Here is an 11,773-nt window from a genome sequence, read left to right on the forward strand (position 1 = left end):
GACGCTCCTGCTCCTTGGGCATGGATTTGAAATTGATGGGTGATGGTGGAGTTGCGTCTGGATCGAGAACGAGGAGGACTTTGACGTATGAATGATACGCAGATTTGCAATCTGGCACTGGCGGAGGTGGGTGATAGCTATAGCATCACGGATATCAATGAGACCTCGAACCAGGCTGCGGTGTGCCGGTTGTTCTTTGGGCCGACGAGGGATGCGCTGCTGAGGATGCATCCGTGGAACTTTGCGCGGACGCTGGCGGCTCTTTCGGCGTTGAGCACGGAGCCGGTGTTTGGCTGGGGATATCAGTATCAACTGCCAGCGGACTTCATCCGGCTGGTGGAGTTCAACGGGCTGGATGCGTGGCAGACGGAGGATGACTTCCAGATTGCGAATGGGCCCTCGGGTGGGCTGGTACTGCTGACGGATGAGGATGCGGCGAGTGTGGTGTATCTGAAGCGGGTGACGGATGCGAACTTGTTTGATCCGCTGTTTGTGGAGGCGCTGACGTTGCGGCTGGCGATGCGTATCTGCACGAAGCTGACGAAGGATGATGGCATCAAGGACCGGCTGACGCGGGAGGCGAAGGAGGCGATGGCGCGGGCGAGGCAGACAGATGCGAATGAGTCGAGGCCGAGACGCGTTGGGATGTGGGAGGATTCGGATTTGGCGATGGGGAGGTTTGGTGAGTAGTCAGTAGTCAGTAGTCAGTAGTCAGTAGTCAGTAGGGCTGGGCTGCGCTTAGGGAGATGGAACAAGGTTCAGGGAACTTGGAAGTGAGGACTGAATATTCTTATGTCGGGGCCGATTCATCAGTTGATTAATAACTTCAATGGCGGGGAGCTTTCGCCGCTGATGGATGCGCGGGCGGATACGGGGAAGTACCGTACGGGGTGCAGGAGGTTGAGGAATTTCATTCCGCGGGCAGTGGGCGGGGTGTTTTCGCGACCGGGGACGGAGTATATGGGAGCGGCGAAGTATGGGGACAGGAAGGCGGCGCTGATTCCCTTCAACTTTTCGCGGACGACGAGTTTCCAGATTGAGCTGGGAGATGGGTATGTACGGTTCTGGTCCAACCGGCAGCAGGTGCAGAAGCTGAGTGCGAGTGCCTGGGTGACGGGGACGCCTTATGCGGTGGGGAATTATGTCTCGGAGAGCGGAACGATTTACTACTGTGTGACGGCGCATACCTCGGCAGCGGTGTTTGCGACGGATCTGGGGGCGAGCCGGTGGGTGGCGCAGGATATTTATGAGCTCCCCTCCCCCTACGAGGATGGTGATCTGTTTGAGATTCAGTTCACCCAGATCAATGACATCATTTATCTGGTGCATCCGAAGTATGCGCCGAGGAAGCTTTCACGGCTGGCGGATGATCACTGGACGCTGGTGGAGGTGGTGTGGGACTGGCCGGCGCTGCTGGATGAGAACGTGACGAGTACGACGATCACGCCCTCTGCGACGACTGGAAGCATCACGCTGACGGCCTCGACGGGCATCTTTCAAGCGAATCATGTGGGTGCGTACTTCCAGGTGGCACATCGGAGGAGCAGTGCGTATACGGACCTCGGTCTCCATGCGAATGGTGTGAGTGCTCCGCTGCGTGTCATCGGGTCGTGGGAGTTTGGCACGGCGGGGACGTGGGCTTCGAATGTGGAAATCGAGCGGAGTGAGGATGGCGGAACGACGTGGCAGACGGTGCGGACGTTCCGGAGTCTGAGCGATCGCAATGTGGCGCCGATTTCCTATGATGAGGCGACGGAGGTGCTCGTCCGCCTCCGGGTGCAGGGATATGTGAGTCATACTGCCGGGGCCCGGGCGTGGCTGGAGGCGGTGGACAGCAAGATTTACGGTCTGGCGAAAATCACGGGATATACGAGTGCGACGCAGGTATCTGCCACGGTGATCAATTCCCTGGGTGATACTGCGGCGACGACGCTGTGGAGTGAGGGGGCATGGAGCCCGCATCAGGGGTATCCGAGGACGGTGGCCTTCCATGAGCAGCGGGTGGTGTATGGCGGCACGGCGCGGGAGCCGGTGCGTATCTGGGGCTCGGCGATTGGAGACTTTGAGAACTTCCGGAAGTCGAGTCTGGATGAGGCGAGCTTTGACTATGTGCTGGCGAGTACGCAGAGCAGCCAGGTGCAGTGGATGACGGGGAACAGCAATGGCTTGATCATCGGGACGGCGGCGGAGGAGTGGCTGATGCACAGTGGGTCTGATGCGACGCCGATCACGCCGACGACGGTGAAGGTGTCCTGCCAGTCGAGCGAGGGCAGTGAGCATCTGATGGCACGCCTTATCAAGAATGTGGTGCTGTTTGTGCAACGCTATGGGCGGACGGTGTCTGAGATGGCGTACAGCTTTGAGGAGGATTCGCTGAAGGCGCAGGACCTGACGATTCTGTCCGAGCATGTGACGGAGGGTGGGATAAAGCAGACGGCGTTCCAATCACGCAGGGATGCGATTTTGTGGGCGGTGACGGGGGATGGGAAGCTGATAGGGCTGACGTACCAGCGGGAGCATGAGGTGACGGGCTGGCATGTGCATGAGACGGAGGGTGAGTTTGAGAGTGTGAGTGTGAACTACTCGGCGAATGGGACGTCTGATGAGGTGTGGTTCGTGGTGAAGCGGACGATCGAGGGGCAGACGGTGCGGTACCTGGAGAGCTTCCAACCGGCGATGGCGCAGTTTGATTATTCGAATCGTGCGGGGCTGGTGTGCATGGATAGTGCGAGGACGTACAGCGGTGTGGCGACGGATACGATCACGGGATTGGGACACCTGGAGGGTGAGGTGGTGTCTGTGCGGGCGGATGGGGCGACGCAGGTGAGCAAGGTGGTGAGCGGTGGGAGCATCGCGCTGGATCGCGCGGCGGAGGTGGTCGTGGTGGGGCTTCCCTTTACGCCGCTGCTGCAGCCGACGAAGATTGAGCTGCAACTGGAGAATGGAGGGAGTCGCGGGCGTTTGTTCCGCCCGGTGAAGATGATTCTCTCGGTGCATGAGTCGCTGGGGGCGGAGATTTCGCCGAATCCGAATGCGGGGCTGTGGGAGGAGATTCCCTTCCGGAGGTCGCAGGATGTGCTGGGGGTGGCGCCGCCGCTGCGGACGGATGATATGGAGTGGGATATCAATGCTCCGTATACGACGGGGGTGCAGGTGGCGATACGGCAGAGGCAGCCGCAGCCGCTGAATCTGCTGGCGATGGTGTGTGTGTTTTCAGTGGATAGCTGATTCGGTGGGGACGGTGAGCGGTGAGCAGTGCGACGGTGGGGAAAGTCAGGGAGAATGGTACATCAGGGGACAGCCAAAGAATCTGAGGGTACACTGATGACTTACGGTTTTGTTTTTGGACCGCTAATGGGCGTTGGGGTTGGTTCTTGGGGGTGATGGGTGGGGTTGGGTGCAGTGGGTTCAACGCAGAGACACGGAGACGCAGAGGAACTTCGGAGACTGAGGGTGGGTGGGGTGATGGATTTGCTGGTCCAGCGGGTTGTGGCGATGGGAATGCAAAATGAGAAATGAAAGATGAAAAATGCAAAGTGGTGAGGGTTGGTTCTGGGGGTGATGGGTGGGGTTGGATGCAGTGGGTTCAACGCAGAGACACGGAGACACAGAGGAGCTTCGGAGACTGAGATGGGTGGGGTGATGGATTTGCTGGTCCAGCGGGTTGTGGCGATGGGAATGCAAAATGAGAAATGAAAGATGAAAAATGCAAAGTGGTGAGGATTGGTTCTGGGGGTGATGGGTGGGGTTGGGTGCAGTGGGTTCAACGCAGAGACACGGAGACGCAGAGGAACTTCGGAGACTGAGGATGGGTGGGTGATGGATTTGCTGGCCCAGCGGGTTGTGGGGATGGGAATGCAAAATGAGAAATGAAAGATGAAAAATGCAAAGTGGTGAGGGCAGCGTGTGGGGCTTGAGATCGGAGGTGTCGATATGAAGGAAGACGAGCAGGAGCGAGGGGTGTGGAGGGCGCGGGAGTATGGGGAGAAGGTCGGGGATTATCAGATGATTTCGGAGTGGCGTGAGGGGCACAACGTGGGGCCCCTTCCTGAGACTGTGATTCCTCCCCTCGCCCTGGTGTGTGAGCGTGATGGTGAACCGATGGCTTTTGCATGTTGCTATCAATCGTATGGGATCGGGGTGTGTTTTCTGGAGTGGTTGATCACGAGGCCTGGTTTGAACCTGGCGGAGGCGCGTTTGGCCCTTGAGCATGTGATTCGGGCAATCGCGGCATGCACGAAGGACACCCACGCACTGATGTTCGGATATTGCGTTCCTGCGCTGGCGCGCGAGGCGAAGCGGAATCTTGGATTCAAGGGACACGACGTCCCTCACTATAAACTTTTCACCAGAATCGACTGATATGACTTGGGAAGCAGCAGCAGTTTACCTTGCCATCGGGGGCCTTGCCACGAGTGCTGTCGGCGTGGGCATGCAGTACAGTGCGCAGAAGGAGGCGGCGCGGAATCAGGAGGCGCTGGCGAGATATAACTATGCGGTGCAGGCGCAGAATATCCGGCAGCAGCAGGCGCTGGCGGAGTGGAACGCGAGGGCGCAAGCTGGGCAGGCAGAGGCGAATGCGGCGATGGCGCGGCAGGCGGCGGAGGTGAACGCACGGAACCTGGAGCAGCAGGCGCAGTCGGTGCTGCTCCAGGGCACTGAGGAGCAGCGGCGGACGCGGGAGGAGCATCGACGCCATATGGCAATCGCGTTTGCGCGGGTGGCGAAGAGTGGTGTGGCGGCGGCGGGGTCGCCGATTGAGGTGCTGGCGGAGTCTGCGCGGACGATGCAACTGGCGCTGAATGATGCGTGGTATACAACGAACACAAAACGGGAGGCGCTGCTGTGGGATGCGAAGGTGGAGCGCTATGGCGGGGAGATAGGTGCGGCGAACTACAGTGGGCAGGCGTCCCTGCTGCGGGCGGAAGGTGCGCTGGCTCCGATCAAGGCGCGGATGGATTTGCGAAGCGCGAAATATGAGTCGCTGGCGGGACTGAATGCGGCGTCCGGGATGAGGAGTGCAGCGGGTGCGGGGCTGGTGTCCGGCATGGGGACGCTGCTCCAGTCCGGGTATACGATGGCTTATCAGGGTGGGTATTTGGGAACGACGAAGCCCGCGCCCAGTACGTCCAGCACGCCCAAGGTTGCGTGAGCTGGTGCTTAACGAATTCGAATCATGGCTACGATTCCTTTATTCAACAATGGCGGAGCTTTGCCGGTGCCGGCAGCAGAGGGACTTTCGAGGGTGCCGACGGCGCGGATGCAACTGGACTATGGAGGTCTGGCTCAGACTGCGGCGAAGGCGTATCAACAGCCTCTGATGCCCAAGGATATGTATGAAGGCGACCGGGTGGCGGGGGAGGCGTGGGGGCAGGCGCTGCAGACGCTGGGGAAGACGATGAAGGTGGTCTTCGAAGAGACGGCGAAGATCAAGAACGAGGGCGATATTGCGGATGCGGACGTGAAGATGACTGAGTCCCTCGGAGCTTATGAGAATGGGCTGACGGGTGATACCAGTGAAGATAGCTGGGTGAGTGGATGGGAGAAGGAGGTGGCGGGCCTGCGCAAGGGTTTCGAGTCTGACAGGAGCTTGAGTCCCTATGCGAAGCATCACATCGGGATGCGACTGCAGCGGATGGAGGTGGCGGGGAAGATTCGCATTTCCTCTCTGGCGATGACTCAACAGCGGCAGAGGGCTTCGATGAGCCTGGACAATCTGGAGAGGGTGCACCGGGAGCAGGGGAATTTCGCAGGGATGAGGTCGGTGAACGAGCGCCGGACCGAGGTGAAGCTCCAGACTCCGGAACAGGCGCAGGCGCGGGGTGATGCGATTGATGCCATGGAGCGTGGGGACGGCTTGTACAAGGTGATCGATGCGAATCCGAAGTCTGGGCGGGAGCAGCTCGATATGCGAGGTGCGGATGGCAAGTACGTGCATTTCCCGTGGCTGGACACGCGGGGTCGCGAGAAGGCAAGGAGTTACGCCGACCAGGCGCTCCAAGACCGTCGCATCCACATTATCGAAGATGTGGTGGAGTACGTCACCTCAAACAATGGCCAGCCCATCCATCCTGATGACATTGATGCATTCGACCCAAACCGCTATCTGTCCACAGAGCAGCGGGCGGACGTGCAGGCGTACATTGCCGGTAATGTTTCCACGAACAGGAAGCTGACATACGAACAAGCGGTCACGACCATCGATGCGTATCGAGCGAATGATGATCCGGACCAGCGCCTGTCGGCGGCGATGGAGACGACGATTGGCTTGACCTTTGAAGGTCCGCAGAAGGAACGGCTGCTTTCACGGTTGAAGGAGCGCAAGAAGGCTGCCAGCGTGAACGATCCGCTGCCCATGGGGACGGTGACGGGTCTGTTGCAGCACTACGTGGAGGACCTGAAAGTCTTTGGGGAATATCTGAAGCCGAAGGTGGATGCGAGGGGGCAACGGATACTCATCAAGGACCCAGAGCGGTATGAGGAGAAGGACTCCGGTACCTTCAACCAGATGCTATTCACGATTTCCGGCGGGAGGATTGGGAGCATGACGTACCATGAAGAGGCGCCAGAGTCCTATTCTTACGAGATGGAGGTCGACAAGGTGCGGGAGGCGCAACTGGCTGACAAGAGGGAGGCGATTCGGAGCACCCTTGAACGGGAGAAGCAAGCAGGGCTGTTCAAGACAACGGACGAGATGGTGGCGCGGCTACTGGTACTCATCGGGCAACATGGTGGGAAGCTACCGGCGACTTACAGGCAGAGCGGCGCCCCGGTGAGCCACGGTGGCGGGATGGTGCCGAACCTCCCGAACGTCAACGCGGGACCGGGAGATATGAGCGCTGGAAATCCCCTCCTGCCGCCACTCACGCCGCAGGAGGCCACGACGAAACTGAACTCCATCCTTTCCAAGTAGACATGGCACTGCCACTCATTTCTGAAGAAGACGCCCTCGAAGTCATGGGGCTCTATGATTTGCTGCCTGAAACTGAGAAGGGGAAGGCGAAGGATTACCTTTCCCGATACAAGCGACAGCAGGACGAGCGTGTGGGGTTTTCGTTTCCCAACCTCCTGGAGAAGCAGATGCGCGAGGAGGAGCAGTTTTTCGGTCTCTTCTCTGACGTGAAGAATGTGGACAGGATGAATCCGCTGGTCGGAACGGCAGCGCGCTATGTGGACGATGCGGACCTGCTCAGGAAGCAGGAAGCGAGTGTGCAGTTCATCAAGCGCCGAATGCCCTCGGCGCCGGAGCAGCACATCCGCGAGCACCTGGGGCTGTATATGAGCGGTTATGGGTCTGAGGTGTGGGATGAGCCAGGGATGACGGATGCGGGGCGGTTCTTTGACTTTGCGAAGACGGAGGTGGATGAGGAGAGGAAGATCTTCGAGTTTGAGAAGGCGAATTCAGAAAGCATGGGGGCGGCCGCCATCTCGGCGGCCTACAAAGGTGAATCAAAATGGGACGCCTTCGACAGGTGGATAGGCGCGATTCCGGGCGCCAAGGATCTATATCCCAATGAGCTCCTGAGGTTTCAGACAGCTTTCAACGGCGCTCATAGCAATCTGGAACTTCGCTTGATGCCCCATGAGGATGCCATCATATCCACGGTGAATGATCTGCAGGTGCTGATGGGAGTAAAACAGGGTGCGGGGTCGGACTGGAGAGTCGTCGCGGAACGGATGCTCAAGGTGCCTGAGGAAGATCGGGAGGACGTCATCAATGCCATCATGGTCCGAGGGGCTCCGGATGGGGACTACAAGGAGTGGGCGCAGAAGACGGCGGAGTCACTTGGAAGAGGCATTGTGGACCTGGTGGGCGGGACGTTTCTAGTTGGCCAGAGGAACGAGCTGCTGATCGCGAGGGAGAATATCGATCGCGTAATCAAACAGGTGGAGGAAGGGAGGGCCTCCGCGTTTGACTTTGTGGATATTTTCGGGAACGGGCGGGCGGTTTCCTCGCATCCGGACTCCCTGAGAGAGTTGCGGGCGGAAGTGGATAAGGCGCTGGACTTCGATGACATGCTCGCGCGGATGCATGCCATCGGAGAAGGAACGATCGATCCCATCAAGGGCAATTGGTTTTCCTCAGGATTCTACGGCATGGTACGCTCTGCGCCGCAGATGCTTGCGTCCTTCCATCCGCTCGGCTGGATGGCGATGACAGGGCAGTTCGCCGAGGGTAACTATCAGCGGATACGGCGTGAGCAACCGGGGATGCCCCGGGCATGGGCGCAATCGATTGCCATATGGACGGCGCCGGGACAGGCGCTGGTGGAGACGGTGTCCAACCGCTTCCTGCTGGGGCGTCTGCCGAACCTGCTGAAGCTGGCGCGCACGCCGGCGACGACGTGGGCCGGTCAACTCAAGGGGTTGTGGATCCTGGGACCGAAGAGTGTGGTGGAGTACGGTGAGGAGAAGGCCCAACACTTCGCGCCGTATTACACGCAGCAGCTGGTGGCGGCGCTGTCCAAGGACGTGGCGGATGCGCCGTGGGAGCTGGCCTTTCAAGGGTGGGAGGATGGGCATACAGAGCTGGTGTCCACGGTGATCTGGATGACGGTGGTGGGGCATGGGGTGGGCACTTCCCTGGAGGTGGGGGCGATGCGGGAGCAGGCGAGGCATCCGCTGCTGCTGGAGGCGGCGGGGTTTTCCGAGGAATCCGCGCTGCGCATTTCCGATGCCGCCCGAAGGGACGAATGGGGAGAAGTGGATACGATGATGCGCGAGGAGCATGCGGCGGGGCGCATTGAGCTCGATGGGGCGAACCTGATACGCCAACGTGATGCGGCGGCGCTGCTGCTGCGGGAGGAGGCGCAGCGGCGCGGGGTGGCCGTGTCCGAGCTGGAGAAGATTGGAGCGCTGCCTGTGCTGAGCCGCGCGGGGGATGGAAGTTATCAACTGACGTTCGACGATGGGAGCAGGGGACGTTATCGTACGGCGCAAGAGGCCGTGACGGCGATGCGGGATTGGACGGGGCACCGGGGGGATGCGCATGACGGAGCAGATGCGCGAGGTGTTTGCGAAGATACAGGAGGACATGGAGGCGGGCCGGGAGGTGGCGCTGCAGTTTTCCCCGGAGCAGATGATGGCGCAGCGGGCGGTGAAGACGGGGCTGGCGACGAGGAAGCAGGTGCAGCAGCGCGGGCAGGCGGGTGATACGCTGGTGACGGATGCGGACTTTGGTGCCACGTCTTTGGATACGGTATCCGATAGTATATCCGGAACGAACGCAGCACAGGAACGTGTTGTTGAGGATGGGGAGTATGATACGACGCTGCATATGGCGGAGGTGACAGCTCCGGAAGCGGCAGATGCTGAGGTAGCTGGACAGATATTGGGCATGTCCAGAACGGCATTCAAGGAGGGGGTGGCGAGGACGACGATACGGCTTTATGAGGGTGCCACTCCCCTCACCCTCATTGAGGAGAAGCTGGAAGGTGATGCCAGTGTGATGATGCGGGAGCCGCGCAAGCGGACGTGGCTGCTGGATACATTGCGTGATGTGGAGCGCAGGACGGGCATGAAGCTCTTCCGCACGGCTGAGGATGCGCAGATCACCGATGGGGATATCAAAGAGGCGTGGTCGCACCTGGGGCAATACTACTTTGTAGGCAGGGCGAAGCATGGTGATGCGGCGACGCTGGCACGCTGGAAAGAGAAGGGGTTCCGGGAGATGTTTGCGGACATCATGGGCTCGAAGGCTGGGCCGACGATGCAGGCGTATGAGACGTTCTTCCGCAGTGTGTGGCGGCGCGGTGCGGAGTTGGAGGAGATGCGGCGTGCGGGGACGCTGGATGGGGATTTGGAGGGTACGCTGAAGAGGGCGCTGGGGATGGACGGGGGGCAGGTTTCGGCGATGAATACCACGGATGAGAACGATGCCAGCGATTCACTGAGCCAATTTCCAATGGAAGCTCCAATGACCGATATAATGAATGGTGCTATCCAAGGACGAGAAGTATTCCACGTTGAGGAAGAAGCCGCTGATCTTGGCGCTGAGTTCAGTGACAACTGGGGCGAGATTTCCTTCTCGCTGGGGCCGCAGGAGTTGGGAGCTCCAAGCCCCATGCGAGATGCCTCTGGAAAAATCAATGTGGAGGGCTGGAGGAGCACCAAGCTCAAGGGCGCACTCGCAGCCCATGACAGTCGATTCAAGGATCTCATTGACGATCGGGAGCACGCAGACGCGATCTACCGACAGATTCCCGAAACCAAAGGCGGGAAGGTTTTGGGCACGGATCTTTCTCGCATGATTGACGAGAACTATCGGACCAGTCGCGAGTGGCGTATCGACTACGGGAGAGCCACGGTCCACGCCGCGGCGATCGATGCGGCAGACCGGCTGTTTCGTGAGCTGGCATCACCCAATGGCAGGACAAAGATACTGTTTACCGCAGGAGGAGTTGGAGCAGGCAAAAGTACTGTGGTTGATGATGCCATGATCGCGGACTACGACCTGGTCTTTGATGGTACTCTCAGGAACACGGCAGAAGCTATCCAGAGCATTGAATATGCAATAGACCATGGCTGGACTGTAGATATTCAGTATGTTCAGCGACCTATTGGCCTTGCACTGAAAGGTGTCGTTAATCGTGCGGACGAACTGGGACGGTGGGGGCCGATTACCGATGTTCCCCAAGCACATCTCGACGCGCAGAAGAGCATAGTCACCATCGCAAAACACTTCGCTAATGAACCGCGCGTGACAATCGAATACTGGTATAACGATGACGAAATTAAGGGTGTAATGCCAAAGGTCATCAATTTGGGTCGAATTCAAGGCGGTGGGGATCTCTCGCTCACTGCCGGTGACTTCATTGGCAGCAGCCGAAAGGCCGTCGTTGAGACTTTTCGTGAGGCAGTGCGGAACCGTGGGAAAGCAGGGGAACCAGGCGACTTTTCCGAGGGTAGTGCAGTACGGTTCGATCCTGTGGTGCTCGAACGTTTGGCACGGCCTGACCTGGAACTACAAGCGATTTTCTGGCAGGAAGTGTTGAGCGGGAACAACCAAGAACTCAAGGGGTTGAATCAGCAACAACGTAATAACTGGGCTATCCAAGAAGCGAAGCAAATCCTGCGGTTGCCGGACGGGACGCCCGGAAAAGCAGTGATGTCTCGATTGGACAACGACACAAGAAAGCGCTGGAAGCAGTGGTTGCAAGAGCCACAATCCAGAGATCAGACCGGAAAATCACCCTAGTATCAAGGGTCAATGCTCCGAGGCCACGCTCGTAGTACGTTACTCGCTAGCTGTCCCACTAAGCATCGAAATTTGACTATGCTGGAGGACACTGGTATATATGGTAACATGGCTATGACCTACGAGGAAAGTGATGCACGGCGCATCAGAACAGCTTCAGCGATTATGAAGGTCTCGCTGGAGGAAGCGGAACGTCGCTTGGATGAGGTGCACGGCCCGGGTTGGAGACTGACATACCGCCGTCAACACGGACTTCTGCCGAGCGAGTCCGAACTCGCCGCTCGGCGGGCCGCGGCGTCTGACGTTTCTCCTAAGTGGCAGGAAGACTACAGCCGCCTACACATCGACGAACTCATAAAGCGATGGTTGTATGATTTCGATATCGGAGGAGAAGAGCCCGAGGAGCCACCCCCCTATGTTCCCAATGATCCACCTGACGCCGTGGACAAGGATCTGGCCATGGTGGAAGAGCAGGAGTCAAAACGACAAGCTGAAACTGCGAAACCAACGCCATCGGAGATTGGTGATAGCAGTGACGACTGATGTTTCATGCAAGAGCAAGGTCCAACGTCAGGC

The 11,773-nt window shown here is 59.0% G+C and carries 7 protein-coding genes; all 7 read left to right on the forward strand.

The features are described 5' to 3' along the window. Positions 1 to 87: 87 nt before the first annotated feature. The 7 genes from DES53_RS28630 to DES53_RS28660 all read left to right on the forward strand — a co-directional run bounded on the left by DES53_RS28630 (position 88) and on the right by DES53_RS28660 (position 11,740). Positions 88 to 690: a phage connector family protein gene (locus DES53_RS28630; protein ID WP_113961779.1), complete on the forward strand. Its 603-nt coding sequence runs from the start codon at positions 88 to 90 to the stop codon at positions 688 to 690. Between the two features lie 102 nt (positions 691 to 792). Continuing rightward, positions 793 to 3,228 (forward strand): hypothetical protein, encoded by a 2,436-nt coding sequence (locus DES53_RS28635; protein ID WP_147263689.1) that lies wholly within the window; start codon positions 793 to 795, stop codon positions 3,226 to 3,228. A 1,135-nt stretch (positions 3,229 to 4,363) separates the two neighbouring features. Beyond that, positions 4,364 to 5,152: a hypothetical protein gene (locus tag DES53_RS28645; RefSeq protein WP_113961782.1), complete on the forward strand. Its 789-nt coding sequence runs from the start codon at positions 4,364 to 4,366 to the stop codon at positions 5,150 to 5,152. Between the two features lie 24 nt (positions 5,153 to 5,176). Next, the gene (locus DES53_RS28650) at positions 5,177 to 6,913 is read left to right on the forward strand and encodes a hypothetical protein (RefSeq protein ID WP_147263690.1); all 1,737 of its coding nucleotides are present in this window, start codon (positions 5,177 to 5,179) and stop codon (positions 6,911 to 6,913) included. A 2-nt stretch (positions 6,914 to 6,915) separates the two neighbouring features. Beyond that, complete coding sequence (locus DES53_RS33310) at positions 6,916 to 9,153, forward strand: hypothetical protein (protein WP_170157492.1); 2,238 nt, start codon at positions 6,916 to 6,918, stop codon at positions 9,151 to 9,153. Further along, on the forward strand, positions 9,053 to 11,197 hold the full coding sequence (locus DES53_RS28655) for a zeta toxin family protein (protein ID WP_170157493.1): 2,145 nt from the start codon (positions 9,053 to 9,055) through the stop codon (positions 11,195 to 11,197). Before DES53_RS33310 ends, DES53_RS28655 begins: the two co-directional genes overlap by 101 nt. A gap of 78 nt (positions 11,198 to 11,275) precedes the next feature. After that, positions 11,276 to 11,740, forward strand: coding sequence for a hypothetical protein (locus tag DES53_RS28660; protein ID WP_113961785.1), 465 nt, complete (start codon positions 11,276 to 11,278; stop codon positions 11,738 to 11,740). The last annotated feature ends 33 nt before the right edge of the window (positions 11,741 to 11,773 follow it).

Source organism: Roseimicrobium gellanilyticum (genome assembly GCF_003315205.1).
GTDB classification, from domain to species: domain Bacteria; phylum Verrucomicrobiota; class Verrucomicrobiia; order Verrucomicrobiales; family Verrucomicrobiaceae; genus Roseimicrobium; species Roseimicrobium gellanilyticum.

Coding starts and splice junctions, on each gene's coding strand:
- DES53_RS28630 (WP_113961779.1), top strand. CDS start 88: ATGAATGATACGCAGATTTGCAATCTGGCACTGGCGGAGGTGGGTGAT.
- DES53_RS28635 (WP_147263689.1), top strand. CDS start 793: ATGTCGGGGCCGATTCATCAGTTGATTAATAACTTCAATGGCGGGGAG.
- DES53_RS28645 (WP_113961782.1), top strand. CDS start 4,364: ATGACTTGGGAAGCAGCAGCAGTTTACCTTGCCATCGGGGGCCTTGCC.
- DES53_RS28650 (WP_147263690.1), top strand. CDS start 5,177: ATGGCTACGATTCCTTTATTCAACAATGGCGGAGCTTTGCCGGTGCCG.
- DES53_RS33310 (WP_170157492.1), top strand. CDS start 6,916: ATGGCACTGCCACTCATTTCTGAAGAAGACGCCCTCGAAGTCATGGGG.
- DES53_RS28660 (WP_113961785.1), top strand. CDS start 11,276: ATGCTGGAGGACACTGGTATATATGGTAACATGGCTATGACCTACGAG.